General features: G+C 71.1%; 21 protein-coding genes. 14 read left to right on the top strand and 7 right to left on the bottom strand.

The annotated features are described in order from the left end of the window. The first annotated feature begins 14 nt into the window (after nucleotides 1-14). From ACIBG6_RS14730 to ACIBG6_RS14720, 3 genes are all read left to right on the top strand, one after another. A complete protein-coding gene (locus tag ACIBG6_RS14730; protein WP_399222966.1) occupies nucleotides 15-524 on the top strand; it encodes a MarR family winged helix-turn-helix transcriptional regulator in 510 nt (169 codons plus the stop codon). An 87-nt stretch (nucleotides 525-611) separates the two neighbouring features. Next, nucleotides 612-944, top strand: a complete 333-nt coding sequence (locus ACIBG6_RS14725) for a DUF3817 domain-containing protein (protein WP_399222965.1) — start codon at nucleotides 612-614, stop codon at nucleotides 942-944. 84 nt (nucleotides 945-1,028) lie between these two features. After that, a complete protein-coding gene (locus tag ACIBG6_RS14720) occupies nucleotides 1,029-2,729 on the top strand; it encodes a methylmalonyl-CoA mutase (protein ID WP_399222964.1) in 1,701 nt (566 codons plus the stop codon). A gap of 94 nt (nucleotides 2,730-2,823) precedes the next feature. Here ACIBG6_RS14720 and ACIBG6_RS14715 read toward each other — a convergent pair whose 3' ends face one another. Further along, nucleotides 2,824-3,456 (bottom strand): TetR/AcrR family transcriptional regulator, encoded by a 633-nt coding sequence (locus tag ACIBG6_RS14715; protein ID WP_399222963.1) that lies wholly within the window; start codon nucleotides 3,454-3,456, stop codon nucleotides 2,824-2,826. A 321-nt stretch (nucleotides 3,457-3,777) separates the two neighbouring features. On the opposite strand from ACIBG6_RS14715, the gene ACIBG6_RS14710 reads away from it, so the two are divergent. The 4 genes from ACIBG6_RS14710 (at nucleotide 3,778) to ACIBG6_RS14695 (ending at nucleotide 8,072) form a co-directional block, all read left to right on the top strand. Then, nucleotides 3,778-4,755 (top strand): tetratricopeptide repeat protein, encoded by a 978-nt coding sequence (locus tag ACIBG6_RS14710; protein WP_399222962.1) that lies wholly within the window; start codon nucleotides 3,778-3,780, stop codon nucleotides 4,753-4,755. A 606-nt stretch (nucleotides 4,756-5,361) separates the two neighbouring features. Beyond that, nucleotides 5,362-6,030, top strand: coding sequence for a DUF6230 family protein (locus ACIBG6_RS14705; RefSeq protein WP_399222961.1), 669 nt, complete (start codon nucleotides 5,362-5,364; stop codon nucleotides 6,028-6,030). 106 nt (nucleotides 6,031-6,136) lie between these two features. Continuing rightward, a complete protein-coding gene (locus ACIBG6_RS14700; protein ID WP_399222959.1) occupies nucleotides 6,137-6,706 on the top strand; it encodes a DUF6114 domain-containing protein in 570 nt (189 codons plus the stop codon). Then, nucleotides 6,696-8,072, top strand: coding sequence for a hypothetical protein (locus ACIBG6_RS14695; RefSeq protein WP_399222958.1), 1,377 nt, complete (start codon nucleotides 6,696-6,698; stop codon nucleotides 8,070-8,072). Before ACIBG6_RS14700 ends, ACIBG6_RS14695 begins: the two co-directional genes overlap by 11 nt. A 79-nt stretch (nucleotides 8,073-8,151) precedes the next feature. Here ACIBG6_RS14695 and pyk read toward each other — a convergent pair whose 3' ends face one another. The 3 genes from pyk to pta form a co-directional block, all read right to left on the bottom strand. Further along, the gene (pyk, locus tag ACIBG6_RS14690) at nucleotides 8,152-9,582 is read right to left on the bottom strand and encodes a pyruvate kinase (RefSeq protein WP_399222957.1); all 1,431 of its coding nucleotides are present in this window, start codon (nucleotides 9,580-9,582) and stop codon (nucleotides 8,152-8,154) included. An 82-nt stretch (nucleotides 9,583-9,664) separates the two neighbouring features. Further along, a complete protein-coding gene (locus ACIBG6_RS14685) occupies nucleotides 9,665-10,909 on the bottom strand; it encodes an acetate kinase (protein ID WP_399222956.1) in 1,245 nt (414 codons plus the stop codon). Next, nucleotides 10,906-12,999: a phosphate acetyltransferase gene (gene pta / locus ACIBG6_RS14680; protein WP_399222955.1), complete on the bottom strand. Its 2,094-nt coding sequence runs from the start codon at nucleotides 12,997-12,999 to the stop codon at nucleotides 10,906-10,908. The genes ACIBG6_RS14685 and pta overlap by 4 nt, the downstream gene beginning before the upstream one ends. Nucleotides 13,000-13,351: 352 nt before the next feature. On the opposite strand from pta, the gene ACIBG6_RS14675 reads away from it, so the two are divergent. The 7 genes from ACIBG6_RS14675 to ACIBG6_RS14645 all read left to right on the top strand — a co-directional run bounded on the left by ACIBG6_RS14675 (nucleotide 13,352) and on the right by ACIBG6_RS14645 (nucleotide 21,549). Further along, complete coding sequence (locus ACIBG6_RS14675) at nucleotides 13,352-14,377, top strand: ATP-dependent 6-phosphofructokinase (protein ID WP_329621115.1); 1,026 nt, start codon at nucleotides 13,352-13,354, stop codon at nucleotides 14,375-14,377. Nucleotides 14,378-14,651: 274 nt separating this feature from the next. Beyond that, the gene (locus ACIBG6_RS14670; protein ID WP_399222954.1) at nucleotides 14,652-15,671 is read left to right on the top strand and encodes a helix-turn-helix domain-containing protein; all 1,020 of its coding nucleotides are present in this window, start codon (nucleotides 14,652-14,654) and stop codon (nucleotides 15,669-15,671) included. A gap of 426 nt (nucleotides 15,672-16,097) precedes the next feature. Next, nucleotides 16,098-17,087, top strand: a complete 990-nt coding sequence (locus tag ACIBG6_RS14665; RefSeq protein ID WP_399222953.1) for a TauD/TfdA family dioxygenase — start codon at nucleotides 16,098-16,100, stop codon at nucleotides 17,085-17,087. 69 nt (nucleotides 17,088-17,156) lie between these two features. Beyond that, complete coding sequence (locus ACIBG6_RS14660) at nucleotides 17,157-17,924, top strand: TSUP family transporter (RefSeq protein WP_317599253.1); 768 nt, start codon at nucleotides 17,157-17,159, stop codon at nucleotides 17,922-17,924. A 32-nt stretch (nucleotides 17,925-17,956) separates the two neighbouring features. Next, complete coding sequence (locus ACIBG6_RS14655; protein WP_399222952.1) at nucleotides 17,957-19,030, top strand: alpha-hydroxy acid oxidase; 1,074 nt, start codon at nucleotides 17,957-17,959, stop codon at nucleotides 19,028-19,030. Nucleotides 19,031-19,061: 31 nt separating this feature from the next. Next, nucleotides 19,062-20,186, top strand: coding sequence for a PLP-dependent aminotransferase family protein (locus ACIBG6_RS14650; protein ID WP_399222951.1), 1,125 nt, complete (start codon nucleotides 19,062-19,064; stop codon nucleotides 20,184-20,186). Between the two features lie 52 nt (nucleotides 20,187-20,238). Further along, nucleotides 20,239-21,549 (top strand): benzoate/H(+) symporter BenE family transporter, encoded by a 1,311-nt coding sequence (locus ACIBG6_RS14645; RefSeq protein WP_399222950.1) that lies wholly within the window; start codon nucleotides 20,239-20,241, stop codon nucleotides 21,547-21,549. A 26-nt stretch (nucleotides 21,550-21,575) separates the two neighbouring features. Here the strand turns inward: ACIBG6_RS14645 and ACIBG6_RS14640 are convergent, their stop codons facing one another. From ACIBG6_RS14640 to ACIBG6_RS14630, 3 genes are all read right to left on the bottom strand, one after another. After that, the gene (locus ACIBG6_RS14640) at nucleotides 21,576-22,316 is read right to left on the bottom strand and encodes a tyrosine-protein phosphatase (RefSeq protein ID WP_399222949.1); all 741 of its coding nucleotides are present in this window, start codon (nucleotides 22,314-22,316) and stop codon (nucleotides 21,576-21,578) included. Between the two features lie 108 nt (nucleotides 22,317-22,424). Next, nucleotides 22,425-23,033: a helix-turn-helix domain-containing protein gene (locus tag ACIBG6_RS14635; protein ID WP_399223360.1), complete on the bottom strand. Its 609-nt coding sequence runs from the start codon at nucleotides 23,031-23,033 to the stop codon at nucleotides 22,425-22,427. A 145-nt stretch (nucleotides 23,034-23,178) separates the two neighbouring features. After that, the gene (locus tag ACIBG6_RS14630; RefSeq protein ID WP_399222948.1) at nucleotides 23,179-23,874 is read right to left on the bottom strand and encodes a response regulator; all 696 of its coding nucleotides are present in this window, start codon (nucleotides 23,872-23,874) and stop codon (nucleotides 23,179-23,181) included. Nucleotides 23,875-24,217 lie beyond the last annotated feature (343 nt).

Here is a 24,217-nt window from a genome sequence, read left to right as displayed (position 1 = left end):
GGTAAGGTCGACGCGTGCCGAAGCCGCTCAGTCTCCCCTTCGATCCCATCGCCCGCGCCGACGAACTCTGGCAGAGGCGCTGGGGCCCGGTCCCCGCGATGGCCGCGATCACCTCGATCATGCGCGCCCAGCAGATCCTGCTCGCGGAGGTCGACGCCGTCGTCAAGCCGTACGGGCTGACGTTCGCGCGGTACGAGGCCCTGGTCCTGCTCACCTTCTCCAAGGCGGGCGAGCTGCCGATGTCCAAGATCGGCGAGCGGCTGATGGTGCACCCCACCTCGGTGACGAACACGGTGGACCGGCTCGTGAAGTCCGGTCTCGTCGACAAGCGCCCGAACCCCAACGACGGCCGGGGCACCCTCGCGACGATCACCGAGAAGGGGCGCGAGGTGGTCGAGTCCGCGACCCGCGACCTGATGGACATGGAGTTCGGGCTCGGTGCGTACGACGCCGAGGAGTGCGGCGAGATCTTCGCGATGCTCCGCCCGCTGCGGGTGAGCGCGCACGATTTCGACGAGAGCTGAGCCGCGTCGGACGAGTGCCGAGCCGCGCGTCCGGCGAGAGCCGACCCGCGCGAAGATCGCCCGGAACGTGCCGTTACGCTCGACGGCATGAAATCCAGCGTGCTGACCCGTTACCGCGTCATGGCCTACGTGACCGCCGTCATGCTGCTCGTGCTGTGCACCTGCATGATCTTCAAGTACGGGTTCGACATGGGCGAGGACGTGACCTTCGCGGTCTCCCAGGCCCACGGCGTCCTCTACATCATCTACCTCGTCTTCGCCTTCGACCTGGGCTCCAAGGCGAAGTGGCCGTTCGGCAAGCTCCTGTGGGTGCTGCTCTCCGGGACGATTCCCTTCGCCGCCTTCTTCGTCGAGCGCAAGGTCGTCCGCGAGACGTCGCCGCTGGTCACGGACGCTTCCCCGGCCGCAGTCAAGGCCTGACGGGGCCGGTCGGACACCGCCGTACGGATGCGTACGGCGGTCTCCCATCGACATTTACTAGGACGTCCTAGTAAATTCGAGTGCATGGACGCTCACGGCATCGAGGAAGGCCGCCGTCGCTGGCAGGCCCGTTACGACAAGGCCCGCAAGCGGGACGCTGACTTCACCACGCTCTCCGGCGACGCCGTGGAGCCCGTCTACGGGCCCCGGCCCGGCGACACGTACGAGGGGTTCGAACGGATCGGCTGGCCCGGCGAGTACCCCTACACCCGGGGACTCCACGCGACCGGCTACCGGGGCCGGACCTGGACCATCCGCCAGTTCGCGGGCTTCGGTAACGCCGAGCAGACCAACGAGCGGTACAAGATGATCCTGGAGGCCGGCGGCGGCGGCCTCTCCGTCGCCTTCGACATGCCGACCCTCATGGGCCGCGACTCCGACGACCCGAAGGCCCTCGGCGAGGTCGGCCACTGCGGTGTCGCCATCGACTCCGCCGCCGACATGGAGGTCCTCTTCAAGGACATCCCGCTCGGCGACGTCACCACCTCGATGACCATCTCCGGGCCCGCCGTGCCCGTCTTCTGCATGTACCTGGTCGCCGCCGAGCGCCAGGGCGTCGACCCGGCCGTGCTCAACGGCACGCTCCAGACCGACATCTTCAAGGAGTACATCGCGCAGAAGGAGTGGCTCTTCGAGCCCGAGCCCCATCTGCGCCTCATCGGCGACCTGATGGAGCACTGCGCCGAGGGCATCCCCGCGTACAAGCCGCTCTCCGTCTCCGGCTACCACATCCGCGAGGCCGGGGCGACGGCCGCGCAGGAGCTCGCGTACACCCTCGCCGACGGCTTCGGCTACGTGGAGCTGGGCCTCTCGCGCGGCCTCGACGTCGACGTCTTCGCCCCCGGCCTCTCCTTCTTCTTCGACGCGCACCTCGACTTCTTCGAGGAGATCGCCAAGTTCCGCGCCGCCCGCCGGATCTGGGCGCGCTGGATGAAGGAGGTCTACGGCGCCAAGACCGACAAGGCGCAGTGGCTCCGCTTCCACACCCAGACCGCCGGTGTCTCCCTCACCGCCCAGCAGCCGTACAACAACGTCGTCCGTACGGCGGTCGAGGCCCTCTCCGCCGTCCTCGGCGGCACCAACTCCCTCCACACCAACGCCCTCGACGAGACGCTCGCGCTGCCCAGCGCGCAGGCCGCCGAGATCGCGCTCCGCACGCAGCAGGTGCTGATGGAGGAGACGGGCGTGGCCAACGTGGCCGACCCGCTGGGCGGCTCCTGGTACGTCGAGCAGCTCACCGACCGCATCGAGGCCGACGCCGAGCGGATCTTCGACCAGATCAAGGAGCGCGGCCGCCGCGCCCACCCGGACGGGCAGCACCCGATCGGGCCGATGACCTCGGGCATCCTGCGCGGGATCGAGGACGGCTGGTTCACCGGCGAGATCGCCGAGTCCGCCTTCCAGTACCAGCAGTCCCTGGAGAAGGGCGACAAGCGGGTCGTCGGCGTCAACTGCGCCCACGGCTCCGTCACCGGCGACCTGGAGATCCTGCGGGTCAGCCACGAGGTCGAGTGGGAGCAGGTCCGGGTCCTCGGCGAGCGCAAGGCGCGCCGCGACGACGCCAAGGTCCGGGCCTCGCTCGACGCGATGCTCACGGCGGCCCGGGACGGCTCGAACATGATCGTCCCGATGCTGGAGGCCGTACGCGCGGAGGCCACCCTCGGCGAGATCTGCGACGCCCTGCGCGACGAGTGGGGCATCTACACGGAGCCCCCGGGCTTCTAGTCGGCGCGTACGAGTACGGCAAGGGCGGTACGGGGACTCCCGTACCGCCCTTGCCGGCGTACCGAGGTGACGTACTACGCGCGCCGCCCGGCACTCATGGGCCGAGGGCCGCCACCGCGCCGAGGCCGCCCACGAGGAGGGCCGAGAGGCGGGTCACCCACGCCTCGTCGACCGGTTCGGCGCTCACCAGGGCGCGGTGGACGACCGCCCCCGCGATGACGTCGAAGATCAGGTCGTCCGTGGCGTCCACGGCCACCGGATCGCGGTCCGCGGGGAGTTCGCCGCGCTGCTGCGCCCGCCGGCGGCCCGCCAGGACGAGCCGTTTCTGGCGGTCGACTATCGAGGCGCGGATACGCTCGCGCAGCGGTGCGTCGCGGGTCGACTCGGCCACCACGGCCATCAGGGCCGTCTTGGTCTCCGGGCGTTCGAGGAGCGCCGCGAACTGGAGGACGACATGCTCGATGTCGGCCTGGAGGGAACCAAGGTCGGGCAGTTCGAGTTCGTCGAAGAGGACGGCGACGGCGTCCACCACGAGCTCGTTCTTGTTGGCCCAGCGGCGGTAGAGCGTCGTCTTCGCAACCCCGGCGCGGCCGGCGACGTCCCCCATCGTGAGCTTGGACCAGCCGAGGTCGACCAGGGCGGCGCGGGTCGCCTCCAGGATGGCCGTGTCGGCCTCGGTGGAGCGGGGGCGTCCGGTTCGGCTGTTGCGGGGGGTACTGCTGCACATGGACGTCGACCATACCCGTCGGTAGGTACGGCGCCAGAGGCGCGTGATGTGAGGCAGTTCACCGAGCGGATCGCTCCCGCGCCCTCCCCGCCGATCCTCCCGGAGAGTTACGCTACGACCTGTAGCGAAAGGCTTTGAGCGGCCCTAGCGACAACCATGTGCCGGGTGGGGACCCGGCGGAGCACCGGGTGGGGATCCGGTGCGGAACGAAGACGAAGAACCGTGTCGCCCGGGCGTCTCGCACACCGGCGGGAGACCCCCGGGCGCCACGGTTCAGCCATGACTTACCGGTTACGCGCGCGGAAGGGGGAGGATGTACGCATGCAGCCCCGAAACATGTCCATGAGCGGCGTCGTCGACCTCGCCGCGGTGAAGGCGGCCGGAGAGGCCAAGACCAAGGCGGAGCAGGTCCGGGCCGAGGCCGCCCGGCAGGGTGGCCCCGCCGCGGTGCCCCCCTCCGCCCTGGTGATCGACGTCGACGAGGCCGGCTTCGAGCGCGATGTCATCCAGCGCTCCGCCGAGGTCCCGGTCGTCCTCGACTTCTGGGCCGAGTGGTGCGAGCCGTGCAAGCAGCTCGGCCCCCTCCTGGAGCGCCTGGCCGTCGAGTACAACGGCCGCTTCCTGCTCGCGAAGATCGACGTCGACGCCAACCAGATGCTGATGCAGCAGTTCGGCATCCAGGGAATTCCGGCCGTTTTCGCGGTGGTCGCCGGCCAGGCGCTGCCGCTCTTCCAGGGCGCGGTGCCCGAGGCCCAGATCCGGGAGACCCTCGACCAGCTGATCCAGGTCGGCGAGGAGCGCTTCGGTCTGACGGGTATCGCCGTGGCCGGGGGCGCGGACGGCGACGCCGAGGGCTCGGCCGCCGCCGAGCGTCCGGTCGGCCCGTACGACGCCCTCCTCGAAGCGGCCATGTCCGCGCTCGACGCGGGTGACCTGGCCGGCGCCGTCCAGGCGTACAAGAACGTCCTCGCCGACGACCCCGCCCACCCGGAGGCCAAGCTGGGCCTGGCCCAGGCCGAGCTTCTCGCCCGGGTGCAGGACCTCGACCCCGCCGCCGTACGCAAGAACGCGGCGGACGCCCCGGCCGACGTCGCCGCGCAGATCGCCGCCGCCGACCTCGACCTGGTGGGCGGCCATGTCGAGGACGCCTTCGGGCGCCTCGTGGAGACCGTGCGCCGCACGGTGGGCGAGGACAGGGACGCGGCGCGGCTGCGGCTCCTGGAGCTTTTCGAGGTGATCGGCGTCGACGACCCGCGTGTGACGGCGGCCCGCCAGGCCCTGGCCCGGGTGCTTTTCTAGGACCTCGCCCCGGGGTCTTCCCGACCCGCCGGATCGTCCGACGATTTGGCGACACAGCGACAAACAGCGGCCGCGCTTTACCAAAACTTGGTAATCGCGGCCGCTGTTACTTGCAGTAAATCGAACCGAGGATTCTGTCCGGCTTCATCCGGCGATCTGCTGATATTGGGTATCACCCGACCGCACCCTGTGTGCCCGTTCGGCGCCACCCCGCCATGCCCCGGTTATCCACCCGTTACTAGCGAGTAACGAACCCCCTTGTGCGACGGCCCGGAATCGACCACGATCGGCGACGCTCGGTCCGAAACCGCACACCCCCCGGCAACCAACCGGGAACGCGGCGAGGGTCCCCACCGGGCGGGTCGGTGCCCAGGCGCCGGCCGTGGACAGGGGGGTTCCCGCTCTCACCGAACGGGGCCTGTCCAACCCGGCCACGCGCACAGCGTGGCTCATGGTTGTCGCTCGGGGGTGATCGCCGGTGATTCGGACGCGCATCGCGCCGCCTGATGCCTCGGTGCTTCCCTTCCCGAGGACGTAGCTCTTCTCCCATCCCGGGACGGGCCCCCGGCCCTTCCGGAGATGTACGTCCGAGAAGGAGGAATTCTCATGAAGTCCCAGGTTCGTGGCGGTACCAGATGGAAGCGGTTCGCCGTCGTCATGGTCCCGAGCGTGGCCGCGACGGCCGCGATCGGCGTCGGTCTGGCCCAGGGTGCGCTGGCCGCGTCCTTCAGCATCTCCGGCCAGGAATTCAAGGTTAAGGCGAAGAGCCTCGTCGGCGAGGACTTCGTCCAGTACGGCAGCGTCAACGGCGGCAAGGACCTGGAGGGCAACGCGTTCGCCGCCCCGGTCGCCGTCTCGGGCTTCTCGAAGGCCTGGATCACCGACATGTGCCAGTCGGTGGTGACGCCGAAGGTGCCGTTCGTCGGTGACGTCACGCTCCGGCTCACGGCCGGTACCGGCAAGGACAAGGTCTACGCCGAGGACATCTACCTCGATGTCTCCTCGCTCAAGACCAACGCCGAGTTCAAGAACATCGACATCGGCGTCGCTGCCGGTGCGCTGAACGCGGGCCCTGACGGCAAGCCGGTCCCGGGCAAGCCGGGCATCCAGCCCAACACGAAGGCGAACCCGTACGGCTTCGGTCAGCGCGCCGAGGAGGCCGTGCTGAACGACGTCGAGCAGAAGGCGTGGGCGACCACCGCCGCCACCTTCAAGCTCCCGAACCTGAACCTGTCGCTGCACAGGGGCACGTCGCAGGAGTGCTTCAAGGACTGACCCGGTCCGGAGGGTGTGGGCCGTCCCGTACGGCCCCACCCGCTCCGGCCGACGGCACCACCTTCTTCACCTTTCTCAGCAACACCGCTTCCAGGGAGCTGTTTCCATGAGCGCCGAGATCCCCGCCTCCCGCGAAGTCCCCAAGGAGAACCGGTTCAAGGTCTGGCGGCAGACCCGGCCCTTCTGGGCGGGACTGCTCACCATCATCGGCGGCGTACCGATCGCCTATCTCCCGTACGGGGACTTTCGGCTCGGCAACGCCACGCTCGCCATGCAGACGACCGCCGGAGCCGGAGCGCTGATCATCGGCGTCCTGCTCATCACACTCGGTCTGACGATGTGGTTCCAGCCCGTCGTCCGGGTGTTCGCGGGCGTCGCGACGATCGTCCTGGCGCTGGTCTCCATCCCGGTGTCGAACTTCGGCGGTCTGGTCATCGGGTTCCTGTTCTCCCTGATCGGAGGCGGCATGTCCGCCGCGTGGGCGCCCGCGCCCCCGGTCGAGGAGACCGACGACGACGCACAGCACGACGGTCAGCTTGAGGCCTCCGAGGAGGCCGGCGCCGAGCTCGAGACCGAGGTCGTCGTGGCGGCCGGTGTCCCGGAGCAGCGCGAGACGTACGAGTCGGCGACCGAAACGACGGCCGACGCCAATGGCGGGAGGAACAGTGCGGGGTGACGAGACTCAGTCGGCGCTCGCGAAGGAGGGCCCGCGGCACGCGGCCCCGCGCAAGTCGCTGCTGAACAGGATCCAGGGCCCCGCGGGCAAGGCGATGGCGCTGGCCGCCATGCCGACCGCGGTGTTCGTGGGCATGGGCCTCACGCCCAAGCTCGCCCTCGCCGACGAGAAGGACATCCCCTTCGCTCCCGGGCCGTGTGTGACCCGCTCGGACGAGCCGACTCCTGAGGAGACGGCGAAGCCCACGGAGAGCGCGAAGCCGACGGCCACGCCCTCGACGAGCGCGAGCGCGCCGGCGACCCCGAGCGCCACGGCGACGACCGGCCCGACGGCCACGGCCTCGGCCACTGCTTCGGCTACCGCGACCCCGACGCCGACCGCGACGGAGACCGGCCAGGCGACCACGCAGCAGGCGCGGGAGCAGGCGCCGACCGCGACTCCCTCGGCCACGGCGACCGCCACGGCCACCCCCACCCCCACGAAGTCGACGAACCCGCTCGACCCGCTGGGCGTGGGCGACGCGATCAAGGACCTCTTCGACGGCCCGGACCCGACGCCGACGGCCACGACTGCGGCACCGACCACGGCCGCCCCGGTCCAGAAGCCCGCGACCGCCGACGAGCCGACCGCGACCGCTTCACCGAAGCCGACGGCGACCGCGACCGCCCCCGCGAAGGCGACCCCCACCGCCCCCGCTACCGCGCCCGCCACGCCGAAGACGCCCGCAGACCCGACCACCGACCCGGCCGCCGACGCGACCAAGAAGGCGATCGAGAAGGCGGCCGACAAGGCCGGCGTGACCGTCAAGGAGCTTCCGGAGAGCTCCCAGGGCCTCGACCCCAAGAAGGACGAGTCCATACCCGACGGCGCCAAGCCGCGCTTCCCGTGCCCCGAGCTCGACCCCGAGGCGCTCGCGGCGGCCGAACTGGAGCCGGGCATCCCGCTGCTCCCGGACGAGCCGTGGCGCCTGGAGAGCACGCTCCTCACCCTCAAGGGCCTCAAGTACCACGGCATCGTCGAGGTGAAGACCGGCAGCGGCAAGATCAAGAAGGTCCTGAAGTTCACCGCTTCCGGCATCGACATCAAGGACCTCCACCAGCTGACGGTCCACTCCGAGGGCCTTACGGGTCACGTCCGCTCCGACAAGGGCTCGACGTCGACCATCACCGACGGCACGGTGACCATGTACACGGAGGAGCTGAAGGGCAACCTCTTCGGCCTCATCCCGATCACCTTCGGCCCGGAGTCCCCGCCCCCGCTGGACGTCCCCTTCGCCTTCTTCACCCAGGTGAAGCTCAAGCAGGCGGGCCAGTTCGGCGGCACCCTCAAGGTCCCGGGCCTCCGCAACACGATCGAGCCCAGCTGATCTCCGTAGGCGTACGACCGTGGGCCGCACCCCTTCTCCAGGGGTGCGGCCCACGGTCGCATACGGATCAAGCGGGGCGTCAGGCGTGCTCGCCGCCGCCGAGGTGGTGGACGCGGACCATGTTCGTCGTGCCGGGGACGCCGGGGGGCGAGCCGGCGGTGATGATCATGGTGTCGCCCTCGTTGTAGCGCTGGAGCTTCAGGAGCTCGGCGTCCACGAGGTCGACCATCGCGTCCGTGGTCTCCACGAACGGGACCAGGAAGGACTCGACGCCCCAGCTCAGGGTGAGCTGGTTGCGGGTGTTCTCGTCCGTCGTGAAGGCGAGGATCGGCTGCTGCACCCGGTAGCGGGAGAGACGGCGGGCCGTGTCGCCGGACTGGGTGAAGGCGATCAGCGCCTTGCCGCCCAGGAAGTCGGCGATCTCGCAGGCCGCGCGGGCGACGGAGCCGCCCTGGGTGCGCGGCTTCTTGCCCGGGACCAGGGGCTGGAGGCCCTTGGAGAGCAGCTCCTCCTCGGCCGCGGTGACGATCTTCGACATCGTCTTCACGGTCTCGATCGGGTAGGCGCCGACCGAGGACTCGGCCGACAGCATGACCGCGTCCGCGCCGTCCAGGATCGCGTTGGCGACGTCGCTCGCCTCGGCGCGGGTCGGCCGGGAGTTGGTGATCATCGACTCCATCATCTGGGTCGCGACGATGACCGGCTTGGCGTTGCGGCGACACATCTCGACGAGGCGCTTCTGCACCATCGGGACCCGCTCCAGCGGGTACTCGACGGCGAGGTCGCCACGGGCCACCATGACCGCGTCGAAGGCCGCGACGACGGCCTCCATGTTCTCGACGGCCTGCGGCTTCTCGACCTTGGCGATGACGGGGACCCGGCGGCCCTCCTCGTCCATCACCTTGTGGACGTCCTTGACGTCGTCGGCGTCGCGGACGAAGGAGAGGGCGACCATGTCGCAGCCCATGCGGAGCGCGAAGCGGAGGTCGTCGACGTCCTTCTCCGACAGGGCGGGGACGTTGACGGCCGCGCCGGGCAGGTTGATGCCCTTGTGGTCGGAGATGACACCGCCCTCGATGACCACGGTCTTGACCCGCGGGCCGTCGACCTCGACGACCCGCAGCTCGACGTTGCCGTCGTTGATGAGGACCTGGTCGCCCTTGGAGACGTCGCCGGGCAGACCCTTGTAGGTGGTGCCGCAGATGGACTTGTCGCCGGGGACGTCCTCGGTGGTGATGGTGAACTCGTCACCGCGCACCAGCTCGACCGGGCCCTCGGCGAAGGTCTCCAGGCGGATCTTGGGGCCCTGGAGGTCGGCGAGGACGCCGACGGCGTGCCCGGTGTCCGCGGAGACCTGCCGGACGCGGTCGTACCGCTCCTGGTGTTCTGCCTGGGAGCCGTGGCTGAAGTTGAATCGGGCCACGTTCATACCGGCCTCGATGAGAGCCTTCAGCTGCTCATACGAGTCGACGGCGGGGCCCAGCGTGCAGACGATTTTGGAACGGCGCATGAGGCGGATCCTATCGGTTTGTTTCACTGCGGAATATTCCGACTGGCGGAAAGTACAAATGGGCGCGGGCCCGCTCAAGCGTTCACTCGTTCGAGCTCACCGAGCTCTGAACGAGCGCGAAACTCTGCCGCGCGATCTCCAGCTCCTCGTCCGTCGGCACCACGGCGACCGCCACCCGCGCGTAGTCCGGAGAGATCAGCCGCGCCTCGTCGGAACGTACGGCGTTGAGGTCCGCGTCCACGGCGAGACCCAGCTCCTCCAGGCCCGCGATGGCAGCCTCCCGCACCGGGGCCGCGTTCTCGCCGACCCCCGCCGTGAACACCACCGCGTCCACCCGGCCGAGCACCGCGTAGTAGGCGCCGATGTACTTCTTCAGGCGGTGGATGTAGATGTCGAAGGCCAGCGTCGCCGCCTCGTCGCCCTCGTCGACGCGGCGCCGGATCTCCCGCATGTCGTTGTCGCCGCAGAGGCCGACCAGGCCGGACTTCTTGTTGAGGAGGCCATCGATTTCGCTGTCGTCCATGCCCGCCACCCGCTTGAGGTGGAAGGTGACCGCCGGGTCGATGTCGCCCGAGCGGGTGCCCATGACCAGGCCCTCCAGGGGCGTCAGACCCATCGACGTGTCCACGCACCGGCCGCCCGCCACCGCCGAGGCGGAGGCGCCGTTGCCCAGGTGCAGCACGATCACGTTCACCTCCTCGGGCGCCTTGCCGAGCAGCTTCGCCGTCTCGCGCGAGACGTACGCGTGCGAGGTGCCGTGGAAGCCGTACCGCCGGATCCGGTACGCGTCCGCCGTCGCCACGTCGATCGCGTACCGCGCCGCCGACTCCGGCATCGTCGTGTGGAAGGCCGTGTCGAAGACCGCCACCTGCGGCAGGTCGGGGCGCAGGGACATCGCCGTACGGATGCCGATGAGGTTCGCCGGGTTGTGCAGCGGGGCGACCGGCACCAGCCGCTCGACCTCCGCGAGCACCTCGTCGTCGATGACCGTCGGGGCGCTGAACCGCAGCCCGCCGTGCACCACCCGGTGACCGATCGCGGCCAGCTCGGGGGAGTCCAGGCCGAGGCCGTCCGCCGCCAGTTCCTCGGCGACCGCCTTCAGCGCCGCCGCGTGGTCGGGGATCGGACCGTTCTTCTCGCGCTTCGCGCCTCCGCCGCCCTGGAGCGGGGTGTGCACCAGACGGGAGGTCTCCTCGCCGATCCGCTCCACCAGGCCGACCGCGAGCCGGCTGCCGTCCGCCATGTCGAGCAGCTGGTACTTGACCGACGACGAGCCGGAGTTGAGGACGAGGACACGGGTGGGGGTGTGGGTGGGGGTGGCGGTCATGCTTCGAGCTCCTGACCCTGGGAGGGGACCTGGGACTGGATCGCCGTGATGGCGACCGTGTTGACGATGTCGCTGACGAGCGCGCCGCGCGAGAGGTCGTTCACCGGCTTGCGCAGACCCTGGAGCACCGGGCCGACGGCCACGGCGCCGGCCGAACGCTGCACGGCCTTGTAGGTGTTGTTGCCGGTGTTGAGGTCGGGGAAGATCAGCACGGTCGCCTGCCCGGCCACCTCCGACTCCGGCAGCTTCGTGGCGGCGACGGACGGCTCCACCGCCGCGTCGTACTGGATCGGGCCCTCGATCCGCAGCTCCGGGTGCGCCTCGCGGACCAGCTTCGTCGCCTCGCGCACCTTGTCGACGTCCGCGCCGGAGCCCGAGGTGCCGGTGGAGTACGAGAGCATCGCGATCCGCGGCTCCACGCCGAAGCGGGCCGCGGTGGCCGCCGACTGGGCGGCGATGTCCGCGAGCTGCTCGGCGTTCGGGTCGGGGTTGACGGCGCAGTCGCCGTAGACGAGCACCTTGTCGGCGAGGCACATGAAGAAGACCGAGGAGACGATCGACGCGTCCGGCTTCGTCTTGATGATCTCGAAGGCCGGGCGGATCGTCGCCGCCGTGGAGTGCACGGCGCCGGAGACCATGCCGTCGGCCAGCCCCTCCTGCACCATCAGCGTGCCGAAGTAGTTCACGTCCGAGACGACGTCGTACGCGAGCTCGACCGTGACGCCCTTGTGGGCGCGGAGCGCCGCGTACTTCTCGGCGAACGAGTCGCGCAGCTCCGAGGTCTGCGGGTCGATCAGCTGCGTGTCACCCAGGTTCACGCTCAGGTCGGCGGCCTTCTTGCGGATCGTCTCGACGTCGCCGAGCAGCGTCAGGTCGCAGACGTCGCGGCGTATCAGGACGTCGGCGGCGCGCAGTACGCGCTCCTCGGTGCCCTCGGGGAGCACGACCCGGCGCCGGTCGGTCCGCGCCTGTTCGAGCAGCTCGTGCTCGAACATCATCGGGGTGACACGGCCGCTGCGGGCGACCGAGATCCGCTTCAGCAGGTCTGCGGTGTCCACGTGCCGCTCGAACAGGCCGAGGGCCGTCTCCGCCTTGCGCGGGGTGGCGGCGTTGAGCTTGCCCTCCAGGGCGAAGAGCTCGGTGGCGGTCGGGAAGCTGTTGCCCGGTACGGAGATCACCGGGGTGCCGGGCGCGAGCCGGGCCGCCAGGGTCAGGATCTCCGCGCTGGGCCGCTCGTTGAGGGTGAGCAGCACGCCGGCGATCGGCGGGGTGCCGGCCGAGTGCGCGGCGAGCGCGCCGACGACCAGGTCGGCCCGGTCCCCGGGGGTGACGACGAGACAGCCCGGGGTCAGCGCGTTGAGGAAGTTCGGCAGCATCGCACCGCCGAAGACGAAGTCCAGGGCGTCGCGCGCGAGGCCCGCGTCGTCGCCGAGGACGACGGAGGCGCCGAGCGCGTGGGTGATCTGGGAGACGGTGGGCGCGGCGAGCGCCGGCTCGTCCGGCAGGACGTAACAGGGCACGGGCAGCCGGGCGGAGAGCCGCTCGGCGATGATCTCCCGGTCCTCGCCCGCGACCCGGTTGACGACCATCGCGAGGACGTCGCAGCCGAGTCCGTCGTACGCCCGGAAGGCGTTGCGGGCCTCGGCCCGTACGGACTCCGACGGCTGGCCCTTGCCGCCGACCACCGGGATGACGGAGGCGCCGAACTCGTTGGCCAGGCGGGCGTTGAGGGCGAGCTCGTCGGGGAGCTGCGTGGCCGCGAAGTCGGTACCGAGGACGAGGACGACCTCGTACGCGCGGGCGACGGCGTGGAAACGGTCGACGATCTGCGAGACCAGCTCGTCGGTGCCCCGCTCGGCCTGGAGGTCCGAGGCCTCGTGATAGTCCATGCCGTAGACCGTCGAAGGGTCCTGCGAGAGCCGGTAGCGGGTCCGCAGCAGATCGAAGAGCCGGTCGGGGCCGTCGTGCACCAGCGGGCGGAACACCCCCACCCGGTCCACCTGACGAGTGAGGAGCTCCATGACTCCCAGCTCGACTACCTGGCGGCCGTCACCGCGGTCGATCCCGGTCACGTACACGCTGCGCGTCACGCCGTGGTCTCCTGTCCAGTCCTGCGGAACGGGGCCCTCCGGGGGGACCGGGGCGGGCGGTGCCCCCGGGAGGGCCCCGCCACCGGCGCGGTCCGTGCGTCAATCTGCGGTCCTCGGAAAGCCCCGAAAGGGCGGCATTACCCCCTTGACAATACCCCCGCCACTGGTTAAGTCGCCCGCCGGACGAAGGGCCCGGGACCCCGGGACGAAAGGCCTCCGGGAAGGCCCCGGGAGGGCCCCGGGAGGGCTCCGCGAGGGACGCGCGGAGCCGCGGCGAGCGCCCCCGTCAGGTCCGCCGTGTGAGAATTGCCGTGGCTCATCTGGACCGCGACCGAGCAGGAGACACAGCACGATGCGCATCGGAGTTCTCACCGCAGGCGGCGACTGCCCCGGCCTGAACGCAGTGATCCGGTCGGTCGTGCACCGGGCGCTGACCGGCCACGACGACGAAGTCATCGGCTTCGAGGACGGGTTCAAGGGCCTGCTCGACGGCCACTACCGGCCCCTCGACCTCAACAACGTCAGCGGCATCCTGGCCCGCGGCGGCACGATCCTCGGCTCCGCGCGCCTGGAGCGCAACCGGCTGGCCGAGGCCGCCGAGTCGGCCCCCGATCTGGCCAGGCAGTACGGCATCGACGTCCTCATCCCGATCGGCGGCGAGGGCACCCTGACCGCCGCCCGGATGCTCTCCGACGCGGGCATGCCCGTCGTCGGCGTCCCGAAGACGATCGACAACGACATCTCCTCCACGGACCGCACCTTCGGCTTCGACACCGCCGTCGGTGTCGCCACCGAGGCCATGGACCGGCTGAAGACCACCGCCGAGTCCCACCAGCGGGTGATGGTCGTCGAGGTGATGGGCCGCCACGCCGGCTGGATCGCGCTGGAGTCCGGCATGGCCGGCGGCGCGCACGGCATCTGCCTCCCCGAGCGCCCCTTCCAGGTCGACGACCTCGTCAAGATGGTCGAGGAGCGCTTCGCCCGCGGTAAGAAGTTCGCCGTCATCTGCGTCGCCGAGGGCGCCCATCCGGCCGAGGGCTCGATGGAGTACAAGAAGGGCGAGATCGACCAGTTCGGTCACGAGCGCTTCCAGGGCATCGGCAATCAGCTCGCCGTCGAGCTGGAGCGGCGCCTCGGCAAGGAGGCCCGCCCGGTCATCCTCGGCCACGTCCAGCGCGGCGGCACGCCGACCGCGTACGACCGGGTGCTCGCCACCCGCTTCGGCTGGCACGCGGTGGAGGCGGCGCACCGCGGCGACTTCGGCCGGATGACGGCGCTGCGCGGCACGAACGTCGAGATGGTGCCGCTGGCCGAGGCCGTGACGCGGCTCAAGACGGTCCCCGACGACCGCATCCGTGAGGCCGAGTCGGTCTTCTGACCTGCCCTCCGGATCCGGCGGTCTTCCGACCGTCCTTCCGAACGTCCTTCCGGCCGGGACCTCCGTCCCGACCTGTCCCGGATCGGCTCCGGGACACCGGACACACCCGAGTGGCCCCGACCCTCCCCCCGTGGAGGGTCGGGGCCACTCGTCGGTGACCGGCATCGCCATCGGAAATGCCGAGTTCCACTCTTGAGCCGGAGCGCGAGATCAACAAGGCTTGAGGCTTGTCCCGGACATGTCCCAACCCTGTCCGGCGGAAGGGGAGGCGCGGATGAGGCCGGCGGAACGGGCACCCGACCCGAGGGAGGTACGGAACGCCGCGGAGTTCGTCGCGTGCCTCCAGGCGCTCAAGGACTGGTCCGGCCTGACGTACCGCGAACTCGCGGGCCGGGCCGAGGCGCGCGGCGAGGTCCTGCCCCGGTCCACCGTCGCCAACATGCTGGCCCGCGCCACCGTCCCCCGCGAGGAGCTCCTGGTCACCTTCGTCCGCGCGTGCGGGGTGGAGCCGGGCGGCCTTGAGGAGTGGCAGGCGGTACGGAAGGAGCTCGCGGTACGGGGGGTGTACGAGCCCGACGCCGCCGATCCGGTGGAGGGAGCCGATCCGGTGGAGGCAGCCGATCCGGTGGAGGGAGCCCGCCCCTCGGTCGTCTGGCCCGCGGGCCCGACGGAGTCCCCGGACGGCGCCCCCGACGCGCGGCGGCCCGGACCCCGGTCCCGGATACGGCGCGCCCTCGTCGCGACGGTGGCGCTGACCGGCCTCGTGCTCGCCGGCGTCAGCGTCGTCGCCGTCCTGCGGGACGGGCACGGCGCCCACCCGCCCCGTACCCTCACCGCGCCATCCGCCGGGGACGTACGCATCCGGGTGATCGGCCAGGACCTGTGCCTCGGCGAGCGGCGCGGCTCGCGCTCCGGGCAGATCCACCAGGTGCCGTGCGCCGACGCGAAGGTGCCGCTCTACTCGCTGAAGGAGACGGGCGGCGGTCGGTGGAGGATCATTTCGGACCACCCGGACTACGGCCCCGGCTGCTCCGGCATACCCTCCGGCGGCCGGATACCCGATGCCGCGTACGAGGACTCCGAGTGCGGCGACCCGAGCCGGGTGGAGGAGTTCGCCCTGGAGCCGTACGGCACCCCCGTCGAGGGCTACCGGATCGTCCCGGCAGGCTCCGCCACGTCCGGCAGCTGCGTCACCGTCGTCGGTGACCGCTCGGCGGACTGGGCACGACTGGCCCAGGCCCCGTGCGCGCCGGACGCGGCGGGCCAGCTCTTCAGCTTCGACCGCAGAAGGTAGGGGTTCCGGCCGAAGGTGTGGCCAGGCGATGTCGGTCTGTGACCCCCTTCACAGTGCCCAGGACACCCCGTTTTCCCTGGTTCGGTGGCGCGAAATGACCTTCGTGGGGCTCACGCGAATGCCGGCGCATGTACCTCACAGACCCGTAGCGGGACAATCCGGACGTTAACCTTCCGGACACCTGGCGCCATAGAGGCAGCTCAAGCGGGTGGATCGGCAGGGCCAACCCCGCCTACGCCCCTTACTGGGCGGTATGGATTGTGGTGATTTCTCGACTCAAGTGAGATTCATGCGGCATCTCCCCGAATGTCGGACCCGTTAACAGGGGGAGTCGCTGTCCGAAATCGATTGTTGACGGAAAGATCGTCAGCGGGATACGTTTTTCGCCGTAATGCCAAAACCCGCAGTTTAAATCGGCGAGGAATTATGGGAATAATTGCCCAGGAACTCAATGAATACCGATTAAGCGAGTCGGAGGCGGCGAAAGTCGGCGCGCTGTCGGGGGTCGCCGCGCGGTTGTCGGACTCGATCCCCATCGTTCTTTCGGGTCTCCTCCTGGATCTTCCCGACGGGATGCGCAAGACGTTTCTCGACTTCGGTGCGGACGTGGAATCCAACGGATACTGCCTGCTTCGGGGAGTCCCTATCGGGGAGTTGCCGAACACGCCGCAGTCCCATGACCCGCACATTCTCGACGAGCACCCGACCAACGGAACCCTGATGCTCGTCGCGGACCTCCTGGGCTCGCTGACCGGCTATCAGGACGAGAAGTCGGGGGCGCTCTTCCACGATGTGCATCCCGTGCGCGGCGAGGAGGGCCGGATCGAGAACAGCGGGTCGGTCGCCTTCGATTGGCACACGGAGAACGTGCACCACCCGCTCCGCCCGGACTACCTGGGCCTGCTCTGCCTGCGGCAGGACCACGAGCAGGTCGCCGCGACGCGCGTCTCGTCCGTCCGGAACGCGCTGCCCCTGCTGACGGACGAGCAGGTGGAGGAGCTGCGGAGGCCGCAGTTCCACAGCCTGTACCCGACCTCGTTCACGCGGGACATGCCGGGGCCCCGCCCTTCCGCGGGCCCTCACCCGGTGATCTTCGGTCCGGCGGACCGGCCGTTCATGCGCTTCAACTCGCACAACACCCAGAGCGACCGGCCGGAGGCGCGGGAGGCGCTGTCGGCGCTCGCCGCGGCGCTGGAGGTGGTCGGCCGCGACCTGGTGCTCGAGCCGGGCGATCTCGTCGTCCTGGACAACCACGTCGTGGTGCACGGCCGCACCGCGTTCACGCCCCGTTACGACGGGCGTGACCGCTGGCTGCGCCGGTTCTACTCCCTGCGCAGCACCCCGTTGTGGGCCCAGCGCATGATGCGACACCCGCGAGTACTGCCCGCGATGACGGAGATCCGCGGGGTCGTCTGACCCGGCCGGTACCGCCCAGCAGGGCCTGTGGTCCCGGGAACCGGGGCCATCCCACGTGAATGAGGAAGAGTGGAACTGTACGAGGTGCTCGGCCTGCTCGTCGCCGCGACGGCAGCCGGCTGGGTGGATGCTGTAGTCGGCGGCGGCGGGGTACTGCTCATCCCGGTACTCCTGTTGTCCTTCCCCCAGTATTCGCCCGCGGTGGCGCTGGGCACGAACAAGATCGCGGCGGTCATGGGCACCGCGACCGCCGCGTACATGTACCAGCGGCGCACGAAGCTGGACCGCTCGGTCCTGTTGCCGGCCGCCGGGCTCGCGGTCCCGTTCGGCGCCGTCGGCGCCCTGTCCGCGTCGAGTGTCCCCGCGAGCTATTTCCGGCCCGTCATCATGGGCCTGCTCATCACGGTGGCGCTCTTCGTGGCCTTCAGGCCCGGTTTCGGGGTGCAGCAGCGGAATATCGTCGTCACCCCTCGCCGCCGCCTCGTGGCGATTCTCCTCGCGGGCGTCGGAATCGGTTTCTACGACGGAGTCTTCGGGCCCGGCGTCGGCACTTTCCTCATCATCTCCTTCACCACGCTCCTCGCGACGCAGTTCCTGGAGAGCGCGGCCATGGCGAAGGTCATCAACGCGTCCTCCAACCTGGGCGCCCTCGCGGTCTTCGCCTGGCAGGGAAACGTCCTGTGGGCTCTCGGTCTGGGAATGGCCTTGGGAAACATCACCGGCGCGATGATCGGATCGCGCACCGCAATGAAGAGAGGATCCGGCTTCGTCCGGATCGTGCTGGTCGTCGTGGTCACCGGAATGGTGATCAAGATGGGATTCGACCAGTTCGCATAAAGAGAAACACCTTCGAAGACGGAAGAGGAATCATGGCAAGGGAATTATCCGGGCTGCTGACGCTGACCGACTTCGAGCACGCGGCCGAATCCGTACTCGACGCCGCTTCCTGGGCGTACGTGGCGGGCGGCGCCGACACTCAGCTCACGGTCCGTGGCAACACCGAAGCCTTCGACCAGGTCTGGCTGCGCCCGCGGGCCCTCGGCGGGACGGGTGTACAGCCCGACACCACGGTGACCGTGTTCGGGCAGGAGCTCGCGCTGCCGGTCCTGCTCGCCCCGACCAGCCCCCAGCGGCTCCTCCACGACGACGCCGAGCTCGCCACCGCCCGAGCGGCCGAGTCCGCGGGCACCGTCGCGATCGTCAGCACCGACAGCCACCACGCCTTCCCCGAGATCGCCGGCTCCGTCAAGAACGGCTCCTGGTTCCAGCTCTACGCCTACCGCTCCCGGGACGACATCGCCGCGACGATCGCCCTGGCCGAGGACGCCGGCGCGACCGCGCTCGTGGTCACGGTCGACGCCAGCTACGCGGCCCGCCGCATCAGCACCAAGCGAGCGGGCTTCCGCACCCCCGCCCACGTCGACTTCGGCAACCTGCGCGCGCTGGGCGTGCTCACCGGTGAGATCCCGGACGGCGCCCGCATCGAGCGGTACCCGTTGACCTGGGACGACCTCGCATGGATCCGGACCCTCACGCGCCTCCCGCTCGTGGTCAAGGGCATCCTGCGGGCCGAGGACGCCGAACGGTGCGTCGGCCTCGGCGTGGACGGCGTCATCGTCTCCAACCACGGCGGCCGTCAGCTCGACGGCGCGATGCCCAGCCTGGTCGCCCTGGAGCAGGTGGCGGCAGCGGTCTCCGGCCGCGCCGTGGTCCTCATGGACGGGGGCATCCGCTCCGGCGTCCACGTCGTCAAGGCCCTCGCGCTCGGCGCGGACGCGGTGTGCATCGGCCGCCCCTACCTGTGGGGTCTCGGCCTCGCCGGCCAGCAGGGCGTCGAAGCGGTTCTCGATCTCCTCAAGAGCGAGATCGAGGACACGCTGCTCCAGGTCGGCTCGGACTCCATCGCCGATCTGGGCGCCGACTTCGCGGTCAACGCCCGCTGAGCCCCCCACCCCCACGCAAGGAGAACCATCCGTGACCGTCCAGACCGTCCACTTCTCGCGGGGCATCCCTCCGCTCGAAGCGATCCCCTCCGCCACCATCGCCGAGCTGACCCGGGAGATCCTCAGCTCCGAGTCCGACCGGGTCTTCCAGTACGCGCCCATCGGCCATCACACCGGCGATCGTGAACTCCGCGACGAGCTCGGCGCGTTCCACTCGGTCGACCCCGACCGGATCTTCGTCACCAACGGCTCCCTCCAGGCCCTCGACCTGCTCGCGGCCCACCTCCTCAAGGACGCCCCGCGCACGTCGGTGCTGGCCGAAGCGCCGACGTACGACCGCGCGGTCCAGATATTCGAGCGGCACGGGGGCCAGGTGACCGGGGTGCCGCTGCGGCACGACGGTCTCGACCTGGACATCCTGCGGGACCGACTGCGCGCGGAGGTACCCGCGTTCGTCTATGTGATCCCCGACTTCCAGAACCCCAGCGGTGTGACCACGAGTGAGGAGAAGCGGCGCGAACTCGTGGGGCTCTCCGCCGAGTTCGGGTTCACCATCCTGGAGGACATCCCGTACCGGGAACTCCGCTTCGACGGCGACGCGCCCACGCTCCTCAGCGAACTCGCGGAATCCGTCCCCGGCGCCCGCGTGCTGACCATGGGCTCGCTCAGCAAGATGCTGAGCCCCGGACTGCGGGTCGGCTACGTCATCGCTCCGCCCGGCGTCCCGAGGGCCCTGGCGGCGCTCGCCGAGAGCACGTACCTGTCACCGGCCCCCCTGCTCCAGACGGTGGCCGCCCGGGCCTTCGCGAGCGGCTTGGTGCGCCAGAACATCGAGGACGTCCGGAAGCTGCTGCGGCCGCGCCACGACACCGCCGTCGAGGCGGTGCGGAAGGCCCTCGGCGACGTCGCGCTGTGCGTGCCCGAGGGCGGCTACTACCTCAGCGTGCACCTTCCGGTCCTGACCACGGAGGAGAAGTTCCTCGCCGCGGCGGCCGGTGCGGGCCTCGCCCTCACGCGGGGCTCGGCCTTCTACCCCGCCGAGTCGGCGCCCCCCGCCGGCACGGTGTTCCTCCGGCTCCCGTTCATGTCACTCGGCGGCGAGGAGTTCACCGAGGGCGTCGAGCGGCTCGCCGCCGTCGCGCAGCGCGCGGAGTAGCGGGCGAGGCGCGAGGCGCGCGGCGAGAAGGACGAGGCGGGGAAAGGGCACGATGACCACGGCCGAGCAGAGCACCGAGGGCGCCGCCGAGGGCGACGCCGAGGAGGAGGACGGGGCGGGAGGACGCCGAGGAGTCCTGCGGGACGCCTCGCTCTCCGCCGTCCTCGCGGGGCTCATCACCGTCGTGGTCTCGTGCTCCGGCCCCCTGCTCGTCGTCCTGGCGGCAGCGGCCGCCGGTCACCTCAGCGACGAGCGGACCGCGTCCTGGGTGTGGGCGGCGTGCGTGGGCAGCGGCCTGACCTGCGCCGTGCTCAGCTGGTGGACCCGCATGCCGGTGATCACCGCGTTCTCGACGCCGGGCGCCGCGGTCCTCGTCGGCAGCCTCGGGGACTACTCCTACCCCGAGGCCGTCGGCGCCTTCCTGGTCAGCGGCCTCCTCATGGCCCTGGTCGGGGTGACCGGAGTCTTCGGGTGGGCCATGCGGCGCGTACCGCCCGGGATCACGGCGGGCATGCTCGCAGGGGTCCTGTTCTCCTTCGGGGCCGGTCTGTTCTCGGCCCTGGACGGCGCCCCTCTCCCGGTCCTCGCGTCCCTCGCCACCTACCTGGCCGTCAAGCAGAGGTCCCCGAGATACGCGGTGGCCTGGGCGCTTCTCGCTGCCGTGCTCGCCACCGCCGTCGTGCCGGGCATCCACGCCGCGTCCGTCGACATCGACTGGACCCTTCCCGTGTTCACGGCACCGGAGTTCAGCGGTCCGGCGATCGTGGGGATCGCCGTCCCGCTGGCCGTGGTCACGATGGCCTCGCAGAACGCCCCCGGCCTCGGCGTGCTGGCCGCCTGCGGGTACCGCCCCGACGACCGGCTGCTCATCACCGCCACCGGACTCACCTCCACGGCGCTCGCCCCACTCGGCGGACACGCCGTGAACCTGGCGGCCATCACGGCCGCGATCAGCACGGGCGAAGAGGCACACCGCGACCCGCGACGCCGCTACGTGGCCGGCCTGGCCTGCGGCTTCTTCTACCTGCTGACCGGTGTCTGCGGAGCCGCCCTCGTGGGCCTCTTCGCCGCGCTGCCCTCCGCACTCGTCGCCGTCATCGCCGGGACGGCGCTCCTCGGCACGTTCTCCACGAGCCTCGCGCAGACGGTGGCCGACGAACAGGGCCGGGACGCGGCGGTGGTCACCTTCCTCACCACCGCGTCCGGCGTCACCCTCGGCGGCATCGGATCGGCGTGCTGGGGCCTGGCCCTGGGACTGGCGACGCACGCGGCGCTCACCGCCCGCAGGAGGCGCGGGACCCCGGCGGACGAGCCGGGGGCGCTCGACGGAGGGGCGAGCACGGCGAGTACCAAGAGCCCCTAGTCCGGCGGATCAGGGCCGGACAGGCCCTAGGCGGGGTCCACCAGCCGGGTCCTGAGGGCCGTCACCACCGCCGGGTCGAGCCCGACGGGGCCGGTGACGTACGCGTACACCGAGCCGTACCGCTCGCGCAGGTCCGCGAGGAACAGCCGGATGATCTCGGCCGGCGCCCGGCCGTACCCGGGCCAGCGGAGCTCGCGGCCCGGGTGCCCGGCCCGCCAGTCGGCGATCAACCGCTCCGTGGCCAGCTCCGTGAGCGCGAAGTCCCCGAGGATCTCCTCGTCGGAGACGTCGAGGAGCGCGAGGACGAGCGCCGCGATGATCCCCGTGCGGTCCTTGCCGGAGGCGCAGTGGAAGACCAGCGGGCCGTCGGCCGAGGCGATGACCTCGAGCGCGGTGCGGATCTCTTCCGCACCGTCCTCGGCGACCTCGGCGAACCGGTCGGCCAGGTAGCGCCACGGATCGAGGTCCGGGTCGATCTCCGCCTGGTCGTACGGCCGGTGCTCGATGGACAGGTTGTGCCAGGCGGCCTCCTCGGTCTCCGGCAGGCGGCCCTTGGCGTCGATCTCCCACGGGTAGCGCAGGTCGATCACGGTGGCCACGCGCAGCGCGCGGAAGCGGGCGAGGTCGTCGGGTCCGGCTCCCGCGAGCTTGGCCAGGGAGTCGGAGCGGTAGAGGGTCTCCCACCGCACGGTCCCGCCGTCGGCGGTGCGATAGCCGCCCAGGTCACGGAAGTTGTGGAGTCGTTCGAAGGGTATGTGTCGTCTCACGGCGGCCAATCTACGGCCCTGCCGTGCTGGGCCGGCGTCGACTCCGGCTCACCGCCGTGCCGGGCCGGCATCGATTACCGGCTCACCGCCGTGCCGGGTCGGCCGGCGCTACTGGCCCACCGCCGCCCAGAAGTGCCCGGTGATCTCGTCCAGGTACGCGCGTCCCTCGTCGCCCGTCGCCCCCGAGGCTCCCCAGCTGCTGGTCGCCGCCATCCGCCCGTGGTACTCCGTGTGCAGGCGCTGGAGCGCCGACTCCACGGCCCGCTTGGGCAGCGGCACCATCTTCACTGTCGGTTTCACGTACGCCTGCCAGCGGGTGGTGGCGGCGTCCCGCAGCAGCTCGGCGAGGCTGTCGTCGCCGCCGGTCGCCGTGATCAGCGCGCGCGGGCCGAGGCCGAGGACCTCCGCGAGGGTGGCCGTCTGGCGTTCGGTGCCGCGCCAGCGGCCTTCGTCCTCCATCCGCTGGTACGCGTGGGCCGCCACGCCGACCTGCCGGGCCAGCTCCTCCGCGGCGAGCCCGCGGGCCATCCGGTGCTCGCGCAGGGTCGTGGCGGCGGCGATGAGCTCGGCCGGGGCGCACCACAGGACGCCCGCGAGGGCGGTGAGCTCCTGTTCGGTCGGGAGGAGACGGCCGCGTTCCCAGGCGACGACGGTGTCGGGGTCGACGAACAGGCCGTACTGGGCGCGGAGGCCGTAGGCGACGTGTCCCGGGGCCATGCCGAGGCCTTCGCGCAGACGCCGCGCGGCCAGGGCGTTGAAGGGGGGAGAGGGTTGGTGCACCCGGTCACCGTAGGTGCGGAGGGTGACGCGTGGCTACGGTTCGTTCCCCCAACGTGCGACGTCGTAGGAACGTGGGAACCGGTCAGTAACGGCCGGCCGGGCCGTCGAGCCAGCGGTACTGGAGCTCGGGCCGCCCGATCTGACCGTACTGCGGGGCGCGCACGGCCCGGCCCTCGGTCACCAGATGCTCCAGGTAGCGGCGGGCGGTGATCCGCGAGATCCCGACCGCCGAGCCCGCCTCGGCGGCGGTGACCCCGGCCGGGGTGTCCCTGAGGGTACGGGTGACCGCCTCCAGGGTCGGGGCGCTGAGCCCCTTCGGCAGCGTGGCGGGGTGCGGGGCCCGGAGCGTGGCGAGCGCCCGGTCCACCTCGTCCTGCCCGGAGGCCTCTCCGGCGGACGCCCGGAATTCCGCGTACCGCGCGAGCCGGTCCCGGAGCGTGGCGAAGGCGAAGGGCTTCAGGACGTACTGGACGACGCCGAGGGACACGCCCTCGCGGACGACGGCGAGATCGCGGGCGGAGGTCACGGCGATCACGTCGGCGGAGTGCCCGGCGGCGCGGAGCGCGCGCAGCAGGTGCAGTCCGTGGCCGTCGGGCAGGTAGAGGTCGAGAAGGATCAGGTCGACCGGGGTCCGGTCGAGCACCCGCACGGCGGCGGCCCGGGAGTGGGCGACCCCGACGACGGTGAAGCCGTCGACCCGCCCGGCGTAGAGCGCGTGGGCGTCGGCGGCGACGGGGTCGTCCTCGACGACGAGGACGCGGAGGGGCTGCGTACTCACGGGGTCACCTCGGGTCCGATCGGGGCGGTCGCGGTGCCGGTGCCGGTGCCGGTGCCGGTGGCGGCGCCCGTGTCGCGGTCCGTCAGGGCGCCGACCGCGGCTCCGTCCGCAGCGGCGCGCGAAGCGCCGCCGGAAGCCACCGGCCCGGCGTCGCGGGCCTGCGGGGACGAGACGCCCTCGGCCGCGACCCCGGCCGAAGCAGATGGGCCGCTCGTGCCGGCCGTTCCTGCCTCCGTCGGAGCACCGGCGGCCCCGGCCGCCTCCCGCCGCGCGCCGATGGGCGCAGCCGGGTCGCCCTCGGCCTGGTCCCCGGCCGAAGCAGATGGGCCGCTCGTGCCGGCCG

It is taken from the genome of Streptomyces sp. NPDC050842 (genome assembly GCF_044456565.1).
Classification (GTDB): domain Bacteria; phylum Actinomycetota; class Actinomycetes; order Streptomycetales; family Streptomycetaceae; genus Streptomyces.
This window is presented reverse-complemented; position numbering and strand designations above follow the sequence as displayed.